This is a genomic window from Kribbella sp. NPDC006257, from assembly GCF_040613535.1.
Lineage (GTDB): Bacteria > Actinomycetota > Actinomycetes > Propionibacteriales > Kribbellaceae > Kribbella.
Genome location: NZ_JBEXSJ010000011.1, coordinates 219,810 through 238,665, shown reverse-complemented (window position 1 = coordinate 238,665; position 18,856 = coordinate 219,810). Strand labels below are relative to the sequence as shown.

Genomic DNA, 18,856 nt, shown 5'->3' with positions numbered 1-18,856 from the left:
CAGCGCCGATGGTACTGCGACCGGGAGGTCGTGGGAGAGTAGGACGTCGCCGGACATTCACACTGTTAAGGGCCACCCACACGGGTGGCCCTTAACATTTGTGCCGGTAGTCCTACCGGTAGCTTTGTCTGAGCGCAACACGTCGTACGATCGATAGGAGTCACCGTGGCTACGCCACCTCGCAGCCCCCGTTCCGGCCCGGGCGATCGCTCTGGCCGAGGTTCGTCCGGCGGATCAGGCCGTGCCGGCGGTGCTGGTGGCGGTCGTTCCGGCTCCGCTGGTCGTGGTTCCGGCGGCGGTTTCCGTGGTGGGTCCGGTGGATCCAGCGGGTCCGGCTCCGGCGGTGGATACCGCGGCGGTTCCGGCAGTTCGAGCGGTTCCGGCGGAGGTTTCCGCGGCGGTTCGGGCGGTTCCAGCGGTGCCGGTGGGTCTGGCGGCGGTTACCGCGGCGGATCTGGTGGAGCTGGTGGGTCCGGCGGTGGTAGCCGTGGTGGGTCCGGTGGGTCTGGTTCCGGCGGTGGTTACCGTGGTGGGTCCGGTGGATCTGGTGGTGGGTCCCGTTCTGGGGGAGCTGGCGGCTCTGGTCCCCGTGGTGGAGCGCCGCGTACCGGTGGTGCATCGCGCTGGTCTACGCGTGATGAGCGGGCGGAGTCGAAGCGGAATACCCGGTGGGACGACAAGGGTGCTCCTGAGCGTGACCCGTTCCGTGGTCAGCTCGGTGGACGCGATGAGCGTCCGCCGCGTCGTGACGACAGGTCTGCCTCGGACCGCAGCGCCCCGCGCCGCGACGATCGTGGCGGCTCCCGTTGGGAAGACCGCGGCGGATCCCGTGGAGATGACCGGGGTGCTTCGCGTGGGGACGACAGGGCGCCGCGTCGTGATGACAGGTCTGGTTCCGAGCGTGGAGGTCCGCGCTGGGGTGACAGCGGTGCGCCCCGTGGCGACGACCGTGGTGCGCCGCGCCGTGACGAGCGTGGTGGATCGCGCTGGGAGGATCGCGGAGGTTCCCGTGGAGATGACCGGGGAGCTTCGGGCGCCGACCGCGGAGGTTCGCGCTGGGAAGACCGTGGCGACGGCCGGGGCGCCTCGCGTGGCGATGACCGTGGTGCGCCGCGCCGTGACGACCGTGGTGGATCGCGTGGGGATGACCGTGGGCCGCGTCGGGATGGCGGGGCTGGGGCTGAGCGTGGGGGTTCCCGATGGGGGAGTGCGCCGCGGTCGGATGATCGGGGGGCCTCTCGGGCGGCTCCTCGGCGGGATGAGCGTGGGGTTGGTGGGCGTGGGCCTCGGCGGGATGAGCGGGCCGGCGGGTTCAACCGGGATGATCGGCCGACCGGGTTCAAGGGTGGCGAGCGGACCGGGCCGCGCAGTGATGACCGGGTAGGGACCGAGAAGGCACGGCGGGACAACCGCACCGGGTACCAAGGCGAGCGGGACAACCGCACCGGGTATCAGGGTGAACGGTCCGAGCCGAGGCGGGACGACCGTGGCGGACGGGACCAGCGTGGTACCGGCGGACCGCGGCGCGGTGAGCGTGGTGGCCGGCCGGATCGTGGGGCTCGTGGTGGAGTTGGGCGGTCGGACGAAGAGAAGGTTGGTCCGCGTCGCGATGACCCGGTGATCCCGGAGGGGATCACGGGAGCTGAGCTCGATCGGGGCGTCAAGGCGGAGCTGCGGTCTTTGCCGCGCAGCCTGGCCGACCTGGTCGCGCAGCACCTGGTGGCGTCCGGGCAGCTGCTCGACGTCGATCCGGATCTCGCGTACGAGCACGCCAAGACCGCTCGGCGACTTGCCGCGCGCCTGGGCGGCGTACGGGAGGCTGTGGCGATCACTGCTTATCTTGCTGAGCACTACGACGAGGCGTTGACCGAGTTCCGGGCGGTACGGCGGATGACGGGCAACCACGAGGTGCTGCCGATGATGGCCGACTGCGAGCGTGCGCTCGGACGGCCGGAGAAGGCGCTCGCGTTGTCGCGGGAGAAGCAGGTGCTGCTGCTCGAAGAGGGTTCGCAGATGGAGATGCTGATTGTCGCGGCCGGTGCACGGCGCGACATGGGGCAGACCGCTGCGGCGATCCAGACGCTCGAGGTGCCGGAGCTGACGAAGCGGACGCGGGCGGACTGGTTGCCGCGACTGCGTTATGCGTACGCCGATGCGCTGGCTGAGGCTGGTCGTACCGAGGACGCGCTGGTGTGGTTCCACCGTGCTGCGGGTGCCGATCAGGACGGATCGACCGGTGCGGCTGAGCGGGCTGCCGAGCTCGAAGGTCTGCAGTTCACCGACCTGGACGACGAGGACGACTTCGAGGGCGAGGACGCCGACGACCTCAAGCCGGAGGCCGACGATATCGACGAGGAAGAAGCCGTCGACGACCAGGACACCGAGTTCGAGGACGACGTCGACGAAGCCGCCGCCGACGAAGACGCGGATCAGGACAGCGACGAGGACGACGCGGTCCAGAGCGACGAGAATGGCGCGGATCAGGGCGGCGACGAGGGTGATGTGGACGTCGTTGACGAGGCTGAGGACGACGACGTTGAGGATGACGGGTCCGAGGTTGAGGGCGACGTGGTGAAGGACGACGCGAAGGACTGAGTCGGGCGGACGGCCTGGGCGGGTGGCGAGAGATCGCTGCCTGTCCGGGCCGTTGCTGTGTGCGGAGAAGGCGCGCTTGGCGGGAGAGCGATGACTAGGACGGTCGGAGAGAATAGGGCGATGGTGGAGAGCGCGGAGAAGCTGACGCCCGGTTCGCCGGTCGGGTCGCTCGTTGTGGAGGCGCTGCTCAGGGGTACGCAGCGGCTGCGACGGGCGATCGCGATGGTGGAGAACTCCGAGGACGACGCGATCCATCAGGTACGCGTTTCTTGCCGACGGTTGCGCAGCGACCTGAAGCTGTTCCGCAAGCTGCTGGCCGGCGACTGGGCCGACAGTCTGCGGAGTGACCTCTCCTGGCTCGCCGCCAGCTGTGGTGAAGCACGCGATCTCGAGGTGATCGCCGCACTCGTCCGCGACAACGCGACCAGCGAGGACGATCCAGACCATCTCGCAGCGATCCTCACGACCCTGACGGTCGGCCTGGATCGGGCAGCGGCACGTTCGGCCGACGCGGTCGCCGGTGAGCGCACGGCCGCCCTCCTGAGCAGCTTGGAGAAGGCGGCAGGCAAGCCAAAGCTCAAGGTCAAGGCGGATCTCCCATGCGCGGAGGTGCTGCCCCAACTGCTGGACGCGGCTCGCGAGAAGTTCAACGAGTCGGCCGGAAAGCTGAAGCCGTGGACCGCCGACGACGACTGGCACGAGGTGCGGTTGCTGGCGAAGCAGGTCCGGTACGCCGCGGATACCACTGCCTCTGTGCTCGGCGATGAGGCCAAGGAGATCGCCGTACAGGCAGCTCGGTTCCAGGAGTTGCTAGGGCAGCACCAGGATCACTGTGCGGCTGCTGACGCGCTCCACCTGCTGGCCAAGGACGCTGCCGGGCAGGCCGATGCAGGGCTGTCCTTCTCTCTTGGCCGCCTGGTTGAGCGTCACAGAGCAGCCCGCAAGCCGCTGCGTGAAGAGTTCCTCACGCTGTATCACCGTCCGTAGCTCAGGAGAGCATGCGGAACAGGAGCCCCACACGAGGCTTCGGTCCGAAGGACGTCGCCTTCTGAGGCAGTACTGCGCCGCGTAGAGCCGAGTGCAGCACCTGGTCCATCCGGGGCGCTACAAGCTCTACAGCGGCTTGTGTAGGCCCTGCGAGAGCTACTGCGTCCGAGAGTGCGTGGTGGAAGCTGATCTCGTCCAAGGGCGTTCCCCAGGCCGGCAGCAGCTCGTCGTGCAGTAGGGAGACAGTGGGTGTCACCTGGCCCTCGGTGGAGCGCACTGTGATCCAGGAGGTGCCGTCGAAGATCGCGATCCGGTCCGGGACGTTCTCGACTCGTCCTGGCAGCACGTCCCAGCCGTCCGGCGTACGGGCTTTGACCACGTCGAGCGTGAGTCCGGGAACGACGCGGTGGATCGGGTCGAGGGTGAGCGGGTGCCGCTCGTTGTCGACGAGCATCGCCAGGCCGACGTCGGTGCCGGTGCGCCGCGGCGAGCGGCGGGCACGTTCCAGGTACGCCGCGTAGCGGTGGTGACCGTCGGCGATCAGGGCCTCGTGCGTCGCGATCTCGGCGGCGATCGCGGCCAGCGTGTCCGGATCGTCGATCCGCCAGATCCGGTGGTGTGCGCCGTCCTCGGTGTCCGCGACCAGCCACGGCACGCCCGCCCGGGCCTCGTCGACCGCGTCGCTGGCCGTGCCGCCCCCGGCGTACGCGAGCAGGATCGGCTCCAGATCCGCGTCGGTCGCCTCCATCAGCTCGAACCGGTCGTCGACCCAGTGCTGCATCACGTTCTCGTGCGGAAGCACCACGTGCCGGTCCGGATCGAGGCCTAGCGCGCCGACCAGGCCGACCAGGGTCGCGCCGCCGAACTGCTGCTCGTAGACGTACAGCGAGGGCCGCCGATCCTGGATCACGATGCCATCGCGCTGCCAGCCGACCAGCCGCCGGGCCGGCTCGTCGTACCGGCCGCGCCCGAGGTCGGGATCGCGTGGAAGGATGAGCCTCACCATGTTGTGCAGATCAGAATCAGTCAGCCGCCGGACCAGGGCGGGTTCCAGTACGTCGTACGGCGGCGACGTCACCGCGCCCAGCGCGCTGACCTTGCCGGCGACGAACCGCCAGGCCCGCAGGGGTTCCAGGCGCAGCACGTCTCCGGTGGCTTCTGACATGGCCGTGATCGTACGGGGGGAAGGGTGACCAGAACACAGGAATCGCCCTCACCGCTGTCGGCATGTGACGAACCGCTCTCCAGCCGGTACGACGTTGCGCTGCTGGACCTGGACGGTGTCGTCTATGTCGGCCCGGATCCGGTTCCGGACGCGCCCGACCACCTCCGCAAAGCGGCCAAGGAGGGCATGCGGATCGGGTACGTCACGAACAACGCGAGCCGGCCGGCGTCGGCCGTCGCGGAGCATCTCGCGTCGTTCGGGCTGGACGTGATCGCGGACGATGTCGTCACCTCGGCGCAGGCGGCGGCCAAGTTGATCGCGAGCGAGTTCCCCAAGGGATCGCCGGTGCTCGTCGTGGGTGGTGAGGGGCTGGTCGTCGCGCTGGAGGAGTACGGGCTGAAGCCGGTACGCAGCAGCGATGCGAACCCGGTTGCCGTCGCGCAGGGCTTCCACCCGGACGTGAACTGGGTGATGCTCGCGGACGGGGCGCATGCGATCAACGAGGGTGCTCGGTGGTACGCGACGAACCTCGACCTGACGATTCCGACGGCCGGTGGCAAGGCGCCTGGGAACGGGACGCTGGTGCAGGCGGTCAGAGCCGCGGTCGAGGTCGATCCGATCGTCGCCGGCAAGCCCGAGCCGCCGCTGCTGGAGACGAGCATCGAGCGGCTGGAAGCCCAGCGGCCGTTGATGATCGGAGATCGGCTCGACTCCGATATCGAGGGCGCGAACGCGGTCGGTATTGCGAGTCTTTGGGTCGCGACCGGAGTGCACGATGCCCGAGATCTTGCGGTGGCGCCTAAGAACCAGCGGCCGACCTATATCGCAGCCGATCTGGGTGCGCTGGCGCAGAAGCAGGCGGGCGTGACGGTCGAGGGGACCAAGCACAGTTGCGCGGGGTGGACGGCCGAGGTCGTGAACAAGGCCGTCGTGGTGACGGGTGAGGGAGCGCCGTACGACGGTCTGCGGGCGATCCTGTCGGCGGTCTGGGCCGTGGCGGACGGTTCGCCGAAGACCGAGGCCAAGAAGGCGCCTTCCCGCGCCCGCCGACCCTTGCCGAAACCGGCACCGGCAGCTTCGTCCATCGCGATCGACGCCGCGCTGCGGAAGGTCGGACTGGCGAAGTAGCGGTCGCCTCGCGGTACCGGGTCTCCGCAGGCGGGCCCGGCGGCCGGCGCGAAACCGGGCGGCACAGGCGATCCGGCGGCTCGTGGGCGCGAAACGGGGCTGGCGGAGGGATGGGGTGGCCTGGTAATGCGGGGGTGGCGCGATACCGTGGCAGTCAACGAGACCGGTATCGGTCAGGCGGAGACGGAAGTTGGCAAGGAGGCAGTCATGGTGATGGATGCACTGCGCGGCTATGTACAGCTGGCGAACGGTCTGACCGAGGTGACCAGGCAACGGGCCCAGCAGGCGGCCAAGGCGCTGCTGCAGCAGACCGGCGCCGACACGCTGACCTCCGGCCTGACCGGCAAGGTGACCGACCTGGCCGACGAGATCGTTGCCACCAGCAAGAGCAACCGCAAGTTGCTGCAGGCGATCGTGGCGAACGAGGTCGAGGGTGCGGTCGCGCGGCTCGGTTTCGTCCGGTCCGAGGAGGTCGCGGCGCTGACTCGGCGGGTCGAGGGGCTCGAGCGCGAGCTCGCCGACGCCAACGACGCGCTGGCCTCGGCGACTGCGCCGGCACCTGCCGCTGCCGCGTCGGTTGCGGGATCGGTACCGGCTGCGAAGAAGGCGGCCAAGAAGGTGCCCGCGAAGAAGGCGCCGGCCACGAAGGCTGTGGCCAAGAAGGCTGTCGCCGAGAAGGCTGTCGCGAAGAAGGCGCCGGTCAAGAAGAGCGCGGCGAAGAAGGCGGCCAAGAAGGCCCCGGCGAAGAAGGCCTGACGTGACGGATCACCCCGGCGAGCAGTTCCCCTCGGAGGTCGACCCCGACGTCGAGCCCGGGTACGAGGCGCGGCCCGAGGAGGACCCGGAGCCCGACTACGACTCCGAGCCCGGCGCGCAGTCGACGTACCGGCCGAGTCAGCACGGCGTACCGCACTCGGATCCGTTGCTGGCGGGTTTCACCATGTACGGCGAACTGCCGGCCGAGTCCGAGGAAGAAGACACCGAGCAGGCTTTCGAAGCCTCGCTCGAAGTAGCAGAGCCTGAACTCGAAGTTGCAGAGCCTGAACTCGAAGTTGCAGAGCCCGTCGTAGACGAGTTGCCAGAAGAAGAGCCAGAGATAGAGCCGCAGGAAATTGTGGTTCCCCGGCCCGTCGTTCCTTCACCTGCTTCTTTCCAGCCCCGTCCGCCTTCGCCTGTGCAGCCTCGTCCTCCGGTTCCTGCTCCTGTCGAGAGGGATGAGGACGCTCCTCATCCTCTGGTGGAGGAGACGATGGCTCGGTTGGACGAGTTGCGGGACAAGCCGGTGGGGGAGCATGCCGAGGTGTATGCGGATCTGCATGAGCGGTTGCAGACCGCGCTGGTCGAGGCAGACGCCGAGGACCGGGGCTGAGTGGCCAAGGCAGTCAGGCGGTCCCGGCTCGATGCTGAGCTGGTCCGGCGCGGCCTGGCGCGGTCCCGGGAGCATGCCAGTGAGCTGATCGCCGCCGGCAAGGTGAAGGTCTCGGGCACGGTCGCGAGCAAACCCGCGACCGGAGTCGGTGCCGACGCGCCGATCCTGGTGGACACCTCCGAAACCGACGACCCCGGTTACGCCTCGCGGGGAGCTCACAAGCTCGTCGGCGCGCTGGAGGCATTTTCCGGCGTACAGGTGAAGGGCAAGAAGTGTCTCGACGCAGGTGCGTCAACCGGCGGGTTCACCGACGTGCTGCTGCGCAACGAAGCGGCCAGTGTGATTGCCGTCGACGTCGGGTACGGCCAGCTCGTCTGGGCGCTGCAGACCGACGATCGCGTCACCGTGATGGATCGGACCAACGTCCGGACACTGACGCTGGAGGACATCGGCGGCGTACCGGTCGACCTCGTCGTGAGCGATCTGAGCTTCATCTCGCTGACGTTGGTGCTGCCGGCGCTGCTTTCAGTTGTGACCGACGACGGCGATCTGGTGCTGATGGTGAAGCCGCAGTTCGAGGTCGGCAAGGAGCGGCTCGGCAAGGGCGGCGTGGTCCGGGACCCCGAATTGCGGGCCGACGCAGTGCGTGGGGTGGCGGCAAAGGCGGCCGACCTGGGCTGGGGCGTCGAGGGCGTGGCGGCCAGCCCGTTGCCCGGTCCCTCAGGAAATGTCGAATACTTCCTGTGGATACGCCGTACCGCACCCGCTCTCGATGAGACGATGCTCCGGACTGCCATCGAGAGCGGTCCGCAATGACAGAAGAGGTGGGGAGCCCCGTGGTCGAGCTGGCGTCCGATCCGCGCCGGGTGCTGCTGGTCGCGCACACCGGTCGTGAGTTCGCCGTCGAGGTGGCCCGGCAGGCCCACCGGCTGCTGACCGGCGCGGGCCTGGTGGTCCGGCTGGTCGGCGACGAGGCCGAGGCGCTCGAGCTGGACCCGGTCGAGATCGCGTACGACGCGGAGAAGGCGGCCCAGGACGTCGAGCTGATCATCGTGCTCGGCGGCGACGGGTCGATCCTGCGCGGCGCCGAACTGGCCCGCCCGCACGGTACGCCGGTGCTCGGGGTGAACCTGGGACATGTCGGGTTCCTGGCCGAGGCCGAGGTCGACGACCTGGAGCGGATCGTCCAGGTGGTGGTCGATCGCACCTACACGGTCGAGGAGCGGATGACGCTCGCGGTCGACGTCTGGGTCGACGACGAGCTGGTCTTCGACACCTGGGCGCTGAACGAGGCGAGTATCGAGAAGGCCGCCCGGGAGAAGATGCTCGAGGTGCTGGTCGAGGTCGACGGCCGGCCGCTGTCGCGGTGGGGCTGCGACGGGGTGGTGGTGGCGACGCCGACCGGCAGTACGGCGTACGCGTTCTCCGCCGGCGGCCCGATCGTCTGGCCCGAGGTCGAGGCGATCCTGATGGTGCCGCTGAGTGCGCATGCGTTGTTCTCCCGGCCGATCGTGGTGGCGCCGACGTCGCGGCTGTCGGTCGAGCTGGTCGCGGCCTGGCACGGCCGGGGCGTGCTGTGGTGCGACGGCCGGCGGATGACCGAGGTGCCGCCGGGTGCCCGGATCGGGGTCCGGCGCGGCAAGATGCCGGTCCGGCTGGCGCGGGCGCACGAGGCGCCCTTCACCGATCGCCTGGTGGCCAAGTTCGACCTGCCGGTGCTCGGCTGGCGGGGCACTGCAGAGCGGAACAGACGCGCACAAGAGGAGACTCAGTCCCCATGATTTCCGAGATCCGCATCACCGGGCTGGGCGTGATCGAGGACGCCACCCTGGAACTCGATCCCGGGTTCACCGCGGTCACCGGCGAGACCGGCGCCGGCAAGACGATGGTCGTCACCGGGGTGAACATGCTGCTCGGCGGCCGTGCCGACAGCGGGCTCGTCCGGCACGGCGTACGGCGGGCGCGGGTCGAAGGACGGGCGAGCAACGTGCCGAAGTCGATCGTCCGCGAGGCCGAGGAGCGCGGCGGCGAGCTGGATGACGACGAGTTGCTGATCGCCCGTGAGCTGTCGTCCGAAGGGCGGTCCCGGGCCTTCCTGGGCGGCGCGTCCGTGCCTGTGTCTGTGCTTGCCGAGGTCTCGGGTGATCTGGTCGCCATTCACGGACAGGCCGACCAATGGAGGTTGCTGCAGCCGGCCCGGCAACGCGAGACGCTGGATACCTTCGCGGGTAAGCCGGTGCTGGTGCCGCTGAGCGACTACACCTCGGCGTACAAGCGTCATCGGGAGGTCGAAGCCGAGCTGGTGGAGCTGACCACCCGGCAGCGCGACCGGCTCGCCGAGGCGGATCTGCTCCGCTTCGGGCTGGAGGAGATCGCGAAGGCGGAGCCACAGCCTGGCGAGGACGCCGAACTCGAGGCCGAGGAAGGCAGGCTCGCGTACGCCGATGGCCTGCGCACCGCTGCGACCACAGCCGGAGACGCGCTGGCCTCGGAGGATCTGGAGTCGACCCGTCCGGGGGACGTTCTCGGGCTGCTGGCCCTGGCGAAGCAGGTGCTGGACGGCGAACGCGAGCACGACGCGAAGCTGGCCGAACTGGCCGACCGGGCGGGCGAACTGGGTTATCTAGCGGCCGACCTGGCCGGCGAGCTCTCGTCGTACGCGGCCGACATCGACACGGATCCGGCCCGCCTTTCCGTGGTGAGCGAGCGGCGGAGTCTGCTGACCGGGCTGGTGCGCAAGTACGGCGACCAGGACGGCACGGTCGACGAGGTGCTCGACTGGGCCAAGCGGTCGGCGGCCCGGCTGAACGAGCTGGACGGCAGTGACGAGCGGGTCGAGCTGCTCACGGCGGAGCAGGCGGAGTTGCAGGCCCGGCTCAAGGAACTCGGTGACGAGGTGAGCGCGGCGCGGAAGGAAGCGGCCGCGCGGCTCGGCGTCGCGGTGTCGGCGGAGTTGACCGGGCTGGCGATGCCGCACGCGACGCTGACGGTCGAGGTGCACGAGACGACGGCCGGTCCGTTCGGGGCCGACGAGATCGAGTTCTGCTTCGCGGCGAACCCGGGCAGCCCGGCGCGGCCGTTGCAGAAGGCGGCCTCGGGCGGTGAACTCTCCCGGGTGATGCTTGCGCTCGAGGTGATCCTGTCCGACACGCACCCGGTGCCGACGCTGGTCTTCGACGAGATCGACGCCGGGATCGGTGGGCGGGCCGCGGTCGAGGTCGGCAAGCGGCTGGCCCGGCTGGCGGAGAAGGCGCAGGTCATCGTGGTGACGCACCTGCCGCAGGTCGCCGCGTTCGCCGACCGGCACGCGGTGGTGCTGAAGAGCGACGACGGCTCGGTCACTACGAGTGGTCTGGTCGCGCTCGACGACGACGCCCGGCTGAAGGAACTGTCCCGGATGATGGCCGGCCTGGAGAACTCCGACGCCGCTCAGGCGCACGCGGAGGAGCTGCTCGCGCTTGCGGCGGAGCGGCATACGAAATCCAGGAAGAAGAAGCGCTGAACCGGTAGGTCAAAAGGATGATTTAACGCGCAGTCATTCGGGTACAAAATGGCGAATAAGCCTGCGCGGGTGGTAAAAGGCGGGCGGAAGGCTCTTGACATGGCAGGATGAGAGCGCGATGAAACTGCCCAGCCTGCGTCGAGCACGCCCCACTGAACTGCCCGGGATCGCCGGAGTGGTCCGGCTGGATCGCCGTACCAAGAATCTCACCAAACGGCTGAAGCCGGGTGAGATCGCGGTGATCGACCATGTCGACCTGGACCGGGTCAGCGCAGAAGCCCTGGTGGACTGCCGGGTCAGCGCGGTCCTGAACGTGGCCGATTCGATCTCGGGGCGGTACCCGAACCTCGGTCCGGAGATCCTGGTCGAGGCGGGCATCCCGCTGGTCGACGGGATCGGCCGCGAGGTGTTCTCGGTGCTGCACGAGGGCGAGCGGGTCCGGGTCAACGACGGTGTGGTGTACCGCGGCGAGGAGGTTGTCGCCAAGGGCATCATGCAGGACACCCAGACGGTCGCGCAGCTGATGGACGACGCCCGGGCGGGCCTGTCGACCCAGCTCGAGGCGTTCACCGCGAACACTCTTGAGTACCTGCGCCGCGAGCGCGATCTGCTGCTCGACGGCGTCGGCGTACCGGCGATTCATACGCCGATGGACGGCAAGCATGTGCTGATCGTGGTCCGCGGGTACGACTACCGCGAGGACCTGGTCGCGCTCCGGCCTTACATCCGCGAGTACCGGCCGGTCCTGATCGGTGTCGACGGCGGTGCCGACGCGCTGGTCGAGAACGGCTACGTCCCGGACCTGATCGTCGGCGACATGGACTCGGTCAAGGACGAGACGCTGAAGTGCGGCGCCGAGGTGGTCGTGCACGCCTACCGCGACGGCCGGGCGCCGGGCGCGGAGCGGCTCGAGCGGCTCGGGGTGGATTCGATCGAGTTCCCGGCCACCGGCACCAGCGAGGACGTCGCGATGCTGCTGGCCGATTCCAAGGGTGCCTCGCTGATCGTCGCGGTCGGCACCCACAACTCGCTGGTGGAGTTCCTCGACAAGGGGCGCTCCGGGATGGCGAGCACCTTCATCACCCGGTTGCGGGTCGGTGCCAAGTTGGTGGACGCCAAGGGTGTCGGCCGGCTGTACCGCAGCCGGGTGTCTACCTTCCAGGTGATCGCACTGGCCGCGGCCGGGCTGTTCGCACTCGGCGTGGCGATGGTGGCCATCGGTGCCGACGACGTGCTGTGGTCGATCTCCAAGGCGCGCTGGAACGACTTCGTTTACTGGATCCGGGAGCTGTTCACGTGATCGACTTTCGCTACCACATCGTCTCGATCGTGGCGATCTTCTTCGCCCTGGGCGCCGGTGTGGTGCTGGGGGCAGGACCGTTGAAGGGCACCGGCGCCGACGTCGTGCAGGCCCAGGCCAAGAAGGACCGCGCCTCGCTGGAGGATGCCCGCGCCGAGCTGATCCAGGCCCAGTCGCTGGACAAGTACCGCGACGACTACGTGGCCAAGGTGACCGCTGGGCTGACCGACGGCAAGCTGATCGGCAAGCGGGTCTGCGTAGTGACGATGCCGTCGGCGGACAACGACCTGACGAACCAGATCCAGGACGCGCTGGAGAAGGCCGGCAGCCAGGTGACCACCCGGGTGTCGCTGGACAGCAAGCTGTTCGACCCGGGTCAGCGTCAGCTGGTCGAGCCGCTGGTCAACGAGCTCGTCACCGCCGATGTGACGTTCCCGGCCGACAGTACGACGTACCAGCGGGCCGGCATGATCCTGGCCCGCGGGATCGCGGCGAAGGAGGAGGGCAAGCTCGTCGACTCCGAGGCCACCAAGATCATCAGTGGCCTGACCGGATCGAAGCTGCTGTCGCTGAAGCCGACGCCGAAGGACCGGTGCAGCCTGGTCGTGGTGGTCGCCGCGGATCCGCCGACCCCGACACCGGACAACTCGTCGTACAACGACGCGGTGGACTTCGCCGAGGGACTCGATTCCGGCAGCGCCGGCTCGGTCGTCGCGGGGACGCCGGAGACGGCGCAGAACGGCGGCCTGCTGAAGGCGCTGCGCGGTGACGCCGACGCGACCAAGAACGTGTCGTCGGTGGACGTGGCCAACATGCCGAGCGGTCAGGCGACCATCGTGTTCGCCCTGGTCGAGCAGGCCGGCGGCAAGGCCGGCCAGTACGGCGGGGTCGACGCCAAGAACGGTGTCGCACCGACCGCCGTCCAGGCGAAGAACTGAGTGCCCCGTAAGCGACCTTTCGAAAGGCTTGAATCTGATGGGCTTGGGGAAGTTGGGCGCCGCTGTGGTGTCCGCTGCGGCCACTGTGGCGATCGAGCGGGCCGCCGCGAAGCTGCCGAAGGAGAACCGGGCGCCGTTCGAGCGCACGAACCATCGCGGTGAGACGGTCACCCTGCTCGAGGGCCCGGTAGCGGTCCTCGGTGCATTGGCGGGCGTCGCCGCTGCAGGCGGTCCGGCGAGGACGTCGGCGTTGATCGCCGGTGCGGTGTCCGGAGCGGTCGGGGCGTACGACGACCTGGCCGGAACCACGACCACCAAGGGTTTTCGCGGTCATCTGAGTGCGTTGAAGCGTGGCGAGGTGACGAGCGGCGCGGTGAAGATCCTCGGCGTCGGCGCGGCCGGGCTGGTCGCCGCGGCTTTGTTGCCGCGTCGCTCCAAGGGTTTCGGTGCGGTCGTCGAGATCGTTGCCGACAGCGCCTTGATCGCCGGCACCGCGAACCTTACGAACCTGATGGACCTCCGGCCGGGTCGCGCACTGAAGGCCGTGACTTTGTTGAGCGCGCCGGTTGCTCTGTCGAGTGGCCCGGCCGCGGCCGTGGTCGGAGCAGCTGGTGCCTCGGCGCCGTCCGACCTCGGCGAGCGGTCGATGCTGGGTGACTGTGGTGCCAACGGACTCGGCGCGATCACCGGTACGGCGTTGGCCGCTTCGCTGCCGCGTCCGCTCAAGGTGCTCGCGCTCGGTGCGGTCGTCGCGCTGAACCTCGCCAGCGAGAAGGTCAGCTTCACCAAGGTGATCGCCGAGACGCCGGTCCTGGACAAGATCGACCAGTGGGGCCGACGACCCAGGTGACCACGGGTGGTCGGATCGCCCGGGCGGCCCTGCTCGTCGCGGGCGTCACGGTCCTGGCCCGCGTGGTCGGGTTCGGTCGCTGGCTGGTCTTCTCCAAGACGGTCGGCGCCGGCTGCCTGGCGGATGCGTATGCGACGGCGAACCAGCTGCCGAACGTTCTCTTCGAGATCGTGGTCGGCGGTGCGCTCGCCGGTGCGGTGATCCCGGTACTGGCCGGTCCGGTGGCTCGTGGTGATCGTGCTGCACAAGGGCGAATCATCGGGGCGCTGCTGAGCTGGTCGCTGGTGCTGCTGACGCCTTTCGCCTTGCTGGCTTGGGCGTTGGCGTCGCACTACACGGACGCGATGCTGGCTGCCGGTGAGTCTTGTCCGGGGTCTGCATCTACGGCTACGCGGATGCTGTTGATCTTCGTGCCGCAGGTGTTCGGCTATGCCATTACGGTAGTCGCTACTGCTGTGCTGCAGTCGCACAAGCGTTTCGCTGCTGGTGCTGTGGCTCCTCTGGTTTCCAGCTTGGTTGTTGTCGCCACCTATGTCGCCTTCGCTTCAGTAGCTCCTGTTGCTGATCAGGCATCGCGTGGAGCCTCCGACTTGCTTGCCTGGGGCACCACCGCCGGTGTGCTGGCTTTGGCGGTCACAGTGCTGGTGCCGATGCTCTTCCTGCGCTTGCCCATTCGCTTGACCTTGCGACTCGAGCCAGGTGTTGGGCCCGTACTACGGAAGCTCGCTCTTGCGGGCCTTGCTGTGCTGGTTGCGCAGCAAGGTGCTTTCCTCGTCACGACCTACTTGGCCAACCACCGCGGAGCAGCTGGAAGCATCGCGGTCTACACGTGGGCCAACGCGGTGTACCTGTTGCCATACGCAGTACTGGCTGTGCCAATCACTACTGCGGTGTTTCCTCGGTTGGCGGCTGCTTTTGAGTCGCGGGACTTCTCCGCGTTTGATCTTTACGCTGGTGGGTCGACGAGGGCGGTCATGCTCGCTGGTGGAGCTGGTGCTGCACTGCTGGTCGGTACTGCTGTGCCGGTCGCGCGCATCTTTGCGTATGACGACGGCCGGGTAGTTGAGTCGCAGGCATCCTCGCTGGGTGCCGGGCTGGTCGCCTTTGCTCCGGCGATCATCGGGTTCTCGGTCTTGATGCATCTTGGTCGGGTTCTGTATGCGCGGCATGCAGGTCGCCAGGTCGCACTAGTCACTGGCGGGGCCTGGCTGGCTGTAGCTGTAGCTGGAGTACTGCTGACTTTGCGGTGGGACGGGTTGGACGCGGTGGGCGCTCTGGCGGCAGCGATGTCGATCGGCATGGTTGGCGGCGCTATTGCATTGCTGGTGGTGTTGCACCGGGTGGCCGGAGCTGGTGTGCTCAGCGGGTTGTCGCGTGCGACTGGAGCCTCGGTACTAGGGGCAGTGGTTGCTGGAGCTGCTGGCTGGCTCGTGGCCTTGCCTGCTGGTGACGGGGGCTGGGGGAGCGCCCTGGTGTTCTCGGTGTTGTCCGGATTGGCCTGTGTGGTTGTGTACGGCGCTGTAGTGGTTGCTGTGGATCGCTCGGACGTGCGGGTATTGCTCCGGAGGGGCGTTATGGAGGGGAAGCCATGAGAATCGGCCTGCTGCTGGCAGAGTCGCGGGGCGGGATCGGGCAGCACGTCGCCTCACTGGTGCCTCGGTACATCAAGGCTGGTCATGAAGTCGTCGTGTGCGCACCGCCTGGCACCACGGACCACTTCGACTTCGGTGATGCCGTAGTCGTTGCGCAGGCTCCTGGGTTGCGTGGCAGCGACGTGATCCACGCACACGGCTACCGGGCCGGTATGACGGCGCTGCGCGACCGGTCGCGCTTGAGGCCGCTCGTGGTGACGTGGCACAACGCAGTACTGGCTCCTGGGCCGCGTGGCGTTGTGATGCGCCTCGGGCAGCGGTTGGTGGCTCGTGGAGCCGACCTGACTCTAGGGGCGTCTAGCGACCTCGTGGAGCTCGCTCGCTCACTAGGTGCGCGCCAGGCTCGACTCGCGCCAGTGGCTGCGCCGGCAATCCCAGAGGTCCGTACGCCGTCCGCTGCGGTCCGGGAGTCGCTCGGGATCGGCGATAGGCCCCTGGTGCTCACTGTGGGTCGACTTGCACCACAGAAGGACTACCCGACGCTACTGTCCGTAGCCGCTCTCGTGGCCACGGAGCGGCCGGAGGTGGTGTTCCTGGTCGTTGGTGATGGGCCGCTCAGGGACAACTTGCAGGCGCGGATCGACGCCGAAGGCCTGCCGGTGCGGCTACTGGGGCATCGGGACGACGTGGCGGACCTCCTGGGTGCCTCTGATGCATTCCTGCTGACCTCGCACTGGGAAGCGCGTGCTCTGGTGTTGCAGGAGGCGCTGCAAGTCGGCGTACCGGTGGTGGCGACGGCGGTCGGCGGCGTACCGGAGCTGGTGGGGGACAGCGCGATCCTGGCGTTCCCGGGAGACTCGCGGGCGCTGGCGGACGGCGTACGGAAAGTTCTGGATGATCCGGCTGCCGCGGCCGCTATGCGGACAGACGGCCTCGAGTTGGCCGCTGGGTGGCCGGACGAAGACGAAGTTGCAAAGAATCTGTTGGACATCTATGCGGGTCTCGTCGCGACCACTGCTTGACACGAGGTAGCCTTAAAGCCCGTGGACAGAGCTTCGTTCGGGCAGCAGACCAAGCACGTATTCGTCACCGGTGGCGTGGCATCCAGTCTCGGCAAGGGGCTGACGGCATCCAGCCTCGGCAGTCTGCTGACGGCGCGGGGCATCCGGGTCACCATGCAGAAGCTGGATCCGTATCTCAATGTGGATCCCGGCACGATGAACCCGTTCCAGCACGGCGAGGTGTTCGTCACCAACGACGGCGCCGAGACCGACCTGGACATCGGGCACTACGAGCGCTTCCTCGACCGGGATCTCTCCCAGGTCGCCAACGTCACCACCGGCCAGGTCTACTCGTCGGTGATCGCGAAGGAGCGCCGCGGCGAGTACCTGGGCGACACCGTCCAGGTGATCCCGCACATCACCAACGAGATCAAGGAACGGATGCTGGCGATGGCCGGCCCGGACGTGGACGTGGTGCTGCACGAGATCGGCGGCACGGTCGGTGACATCGAGTCGCTGCCGTTCCTCGAGGCGGCCCGTCAGGTCCGGCACGACGTCGGGCGCGACAACGTGTTCTTCCTGCACATCTCGCTGGTGCCCTACATGGCCCCGGCGGGGGAGCTGAAGACCAAGCCGACCCAGCACTCGGTCGCCGCGCTGCGGTCGATCGGTATCCAGCCGGACGCCATCGTGTGCCGCGCCGATCGGGACATCCCGGACAGCGTGAAGAAGAAGATCTCGCTGATGTGCGACGTCGACATCGAGGCTGTGGTGGCCGCTGTCGACGCGCCTTCGATCTACGACATCCCCAAGGTGCTGCACGCCGAGGGGCTCGATGCTTTCGTCGTACGACGGTTGAACCTGCCGTTCCGCGATGTCGACTGGACGCGCTGGGACGAGCTGCTGCGCGTCGTGCACCACCCGGCCGATGAGGTGACGGTCGCGCTGGTCGGCAAGTACATCGACCTGCCGGACGCCTATCTGTCGGTCGCCGAGGCGTTGCGCGCTGGTGGGTTCGACAACGACGCGAAGGTGAATCTGCGCTGGATCGCTTCCGATGAGTGCGCTACTCCCGAGGCCGCGGCACGGTTGCTCGGGGATGTGGACGCGGTCTGCATTCCGGGTGGGTTCGGGGTGCGCGGGATCGAGGGGAAGATCGGCGCGATCCGGTACGCGCGGGAGAACGGCGTACCGATCCTTGGGCTGTGTCTTGGGTTGCAGTGCATGGTGATCGAGGTCGCGCGGGATCTGGCCGGGCTGGTGGAGGCGAACTCGTCCGAGTTCGATGTGGATGCTTCGGAGCCCGTCGTCGCGACGATGGAGGAGCAGAAGCACATCGTCTCCGGCAGTGGTGATCTCGGTGGGACGATGCGGCTCGGGTTGTATCCGGCCAATCTGGCCGACGGGTCGATCGTGCGCGGTCTCTACGGTTCGCCGTCGGTGCAGGAGCGGCACCGGCACCGCTACGAGGTGAACAACGCCTACCGGGACAAGCTGGAGACGGCCGGCCTGGTGTTCAGCGGGGTTTCGCCGGACAACGAGCTGGTCGAATTCATCGAGCTGGACAAGGCGCTGCACCCGTACTTCGTGGCGACCCAGGCGCACCCGGAGCTGCGGTCGCGGCCGACCAAGCCACACCCGTTGTTCTCCGGGCTGATCGGGGCTGCCCTGGTTCGCCAGCGCGAGTCGCGGCTGCCGGTGGGGGAGCCGTTGAAGAAGGCTGCCGCCTCTTCGTCGAAGAAGGCTGAACCGGTGAAGGCGCGATGAAGGACCACCCCGTACTGCGGTTCGGTGCCGGGCTGACTGATGCTCGTGAGTCGTGGTCGGTTTCTTCGTCCGAGGTGGTGCATTCGACTGGGCGGGTGATCTCCGTACGGCGGGACCAGGTGGTCCCGCCCGGCGGTGGCGAGCCTTTCGTACGGGATGTCGTCGTGCATCCAGGTGCGGTCGGGGTCGTCGCGCTGGATGCGGACAACCGGATGCTGTTGGTGCGCCAGTACCGGCACCCGGTGGGCTATCGGCTACTCGAGCCGCCGGCGGGGCTGCTGGACATCGCCGGCGAGGACTATCGGATCGGCGCCGAACGCGAACTCTGGGAAGAAGCCGCCACCAAAGCCGCCGACTGGCGAGTCCTGGTCGACGCCTTCACCTCACCGGGTCTCACCAACGAGGCCGTCCGCATCTTCCTGGCCCGCGACCTCTCCGAGGCCTCCGAGTCCTACGATCGGCTGCACGAAGAGGCAGACATGGAGACCGTCTGGGCACCACTGGTCGACGTCGTCGGCGCAGCTCTCGCGGGCGACCTCCACAATCCCATCCTGGTCATGGGCGCCCTCGCCGCCTGGGCTGCATTGAATGGCCCCGGCTTCGATAACCTCCGCCCCGCCGACTCCCCGTGGCCCGCCAAGGACCTACCGACTGGCTAGCTC

The 18,856-nt window shown here is 68.3% G+C and carries 17 protein-coding genes; 16 read left to right on the top strand and 1 reads right to left on the bottom strand.

The genetic code is table 11. From position 1 onward, the window contains the following. Positions 1 to 241 precede the first annotated feature (241 nt). The 3 genes from ABZ004_RS16490 to ABZ004_RS16480 all read left to right on the top strand — a co-directional run bounded on the left by ABZ004_RS16490 (position 242) and on the right by ABZ004_RS16480 (position 3,582). Positions 242 to 1,384: a hypothetical protein gene (locus tag ABZ004_RS16490; protein WP_355680696.1), complete on the top strand. Its 1,143-nt coding sequence runs from the start codon at positions 242 to 244 to the stop codon at positions 1,382 to 1,384. A 233-nt stretch (positions 1,385 to 1,617) separates the two neighbouring features. Further along, complete coding sequence (locus ABZ004_RS16485; RefSeq protein ID WP_355680695.1) at positions 1,618 to 2,595, top strand: hypothetical protein; 978 nt, start codon at positions 1,618 to 1,620, stop codon at positions 2,593 to 2,595. 120 nt (positions 2,596 to 2,715) lie between these two features. After that, the gene (locus ABZ004_RS16480) at positions 2,716 to 3,582 is read left to right on the top strand and encodes a CHAD domain-containing protein (RefSeq protein WP_355680694.1); all 867 of its coding nucleotides are present in this window, start codon (positions 2,716 to 2,718) and stop codon (positions 3,580 to 3,582) included. Position 3,583: 1 nt separating this feature from the next. Here the strand turns inward: ABZ004_RS16480 and ABZ004_RS16475 are convergent, their stop codons facing one another. Then, positions 3,584 to 4,747, bottom strand: a complete 1,164-nt coding sequence (locus ABZ004_RS16475; RefSeq protein WP_355680693.1) for a DUF1015 domain-containing protein — start codon at positions 4,745 to 4,747, stop codon at positions 3,584 to 3,586. 24 nt (positions 4,748 to 4,771) lie between these two features. Between ABZ004_RS16475 and ABZ004_RS16470 the strand changes: the two genes are divergently transcribed. From ABZ004_RS16470 to ABZ004_RS16410, 13 genes are all read left to right on the top strand, one after another. Next, entirely contained in the window at positions 4,772 to 5,875 is a 1,104-nt protein-coding gene (locus ABZ004_RS16470; RefSeq protein ID WP_355680692.1) for an HAD-IIA family hydrolase, read from the top strand. A gap of 147 nt (positions 5,876 to 6,022) precedes the next feature. Next, positions 6,023 to 6,631, top strand: coding sequence for a polyhydroxyalkanoate synthesis protein PhaF (locus tag ABZ004_RS16465; RefSeq protein WP_355680691.1), 609 nt, complete (start codon positions 6,023 to 6,025; stop codon positions 6,629 to 6,631). Between the two features lies 1 nt (position 6,632). Further along, a complete protein-coding gene (locus tag ABZ004_RS16460; RefSeq protein WP_355680690.1) occupies positions 6,633 to 7,244 on the top strand; it encodes a hypothetical protein in 612 nt (203 codons plus the stop codon). After that, entirely contained in the window at positions 7,245 to 8,060 is an 816-nt protein-coding gene (locus tag ABZ004_RS16455; RefSeq protein ID WP_355680689.1) for a TlyA family RNA methyltransferase, read from the top strand. It begins immediately after the preceding gene. Continuing rightward, positions 8,057 to 9,025, top strand: a complete 969-nt coding sequence (locus ABZ004_RS16450) for an NAD kinase (protein ID WP_355680688.1) — start codon at positions 8,057 to 8,059, stop codon at positions 9,023 to 9,025. The genes ABZ004_RS16455 and ABZ004_RS16450 overlap by 4 nt, the downstream gene beginning before the upstream one ends. Beyond that, positions 9,022 to 10,746: a DNA repair protein RecN gene (gene recN, locus ABZ004_RS16445; RefSeq protein WP_355680687.1), complete on the top strand. Its 1,725-nt coding sequence runs from the start codon at positions 9,022 to 9,024 to the stop codon at positions 10,744 to 10,746. Before ABZ004_RS16450 ends, recN begins: the two co-directional genes overlap by 4 nt. A gap of 118 nt (positions 10,747 to 10,864) precedes the next feature. Further along, on the top strand, positions 10,865 to 12,046 hold the full coding sequence (steA, locus tag ABZ004_RS16440) for a putative cytokinetic ring protein SteA (RefSeq protein WP_355680686.1): 1,182 nt from the start codon (positions 10,865 to 10,867) through the stop codon (positions 12,044 to 12,046). Further along, the gene (locus tag ABZ004_RS16435; protein ID WP_355680685.1) at positions 12,043 to 12,984 is read left to right on the top strand and encodes a copper transporter; all 942 of its coding nucleotides are present in this window, start codon (positions 12,043 to 12,045) and stop codon (positions 12,982 to 12,984) included. The genes steA and ABZ004_RS16435 overlap by 4 nt, the downstream gene beginning before the upstream one ends. A 37-nt stretch (positions 12,985 to 13,021) precedes the next feature. Then, positions 13,022 to 13,834, top strand: a complete 813-nt coding sequence (locus ABZ004_RS16430; protein ID WP_355680684.1) for a hypothetical protein — start codon at positions 13,022 to 13,024, stop codon at positions 13,832 to 13,834. Then, positions 13,813 to 15,426, top strand: a complete 1,614-nt coding sequence (locus ABZ004_RS16425; protein WP_355680683.1) for a lipid II flippase MurJ — start codon at positions 13,813 to 13,815, stop codon at positions 15,424 to 15,426. Before ABZ004_RS16430 ends, ABZ004_RS16425 begins: the two co-directional genes overlap by 22 nt. Continuing rightward, positions 15,423 to 16,448 (top strand): glycosyltransferase family 4 protein, encoded by a 1,026-nt coding sequence (locus ABZ004_RS16420; RefSeq protein WP_355680682.1) that lies wholly within the window; start codon positions 15,423 to 15,425, stop codon positions 16,446 to 16,448. Before ABZ004_RS16425 ends, ABZ004_RS16420 begins: the two co-directional genes overlap by 4 nt. Before the next feature lie 21 nt (positions 16,449 to 16,469). Next, positions 16,470 to 18,194 carry a CTP synthase gene (locus tag ABZ004_RS16415; RefSeq protein ID WP_355680681.1) on the top strand — a complete coding sequence of 575 codons (1,725 nt, stop codon included), beginning with the start codon at positions 16,470 to 16,472 and terminating at the stop codon, positions 18,192 to 18,194. Beyond that, entirely contained in the window at positions 18,191 to 18,853 is a 663-nt protein-coding gene (locus ABZ004_RS16410; RefSeq protein WP_355680680.1) for an NUDIX hydrolase, read from the top strand. The genes ABZ004_RS16415 and ABZ004_RS16410 overlap by 4 nt, the downstream gene beginning before the upstream one ends. Positions 18,854 to 18,856: the final 3 nt, after the last annotated feature.

What these genes read in the sequence shown, in the direction of transcription:
- steA (WP_355680686.1), top strand. Translation starts at nt 10,865, where the DNA reads ATGAAACTGCCCAGCCTGCGTCGAGCACGCCCCACTGAACTGCCCGGG.
- ABZ004_RS16475 (WP_355680693.1), bottom strand. Translation starts at nt 4,747, where the DNA reads ATGTCAGAAGCCACCGGAGACGTGCTGCGCCTGGAACCCCTGCGGGCC.
- ABZ004_RS16420 (WP_355680682.1), top strand. Translation starts at nt 15,423, where the DNA reads ATGAGAATCGGCCTGCTGCTGGCAGAGTCGCGGGGCGGGATCGGGCAG.
- ABZ004_RS16410 (WP_355680680.1), top strand. Translation starts at nt 18,191, where the DNA reads ATGAAGGACCACCCCGTACTGCGGTTCGGTGCCGGGCTGACTGATGCT.
- ABZ004_RS16480 (WP_355680694.1), top strand. Translation starts at nt 2,716, where the DNA reads ATGGTGGAGAGCGCGGAGAAGCTGACGCCCGGTTCGCCGGTCGGGTCG.
- ABZ004_RS16430 (WP_355680684.1), top strand. Translation starts at nt 13,022, where the DNA reads ATGGGCTTGGGGAAGTTGGGCGCCGCTGTGGTGTCCGCTGCGGCCACT.
- ABZ004_RS16450 (WP_355680688.1), top strand. Translation starts at nt 8,057, where the DNA reads ATGACAGAAGAGGTGGGGAGCCCCGTGGTCGAGCTGGCGTCCGATCCG.
- recN (WP_355680687.1), top strand. Translation starts at nt 9,022, where the DNA reads ATGATTTCCGAGATCCGCATCACCGGGCTGGGCGTGATCGAGGACGCC.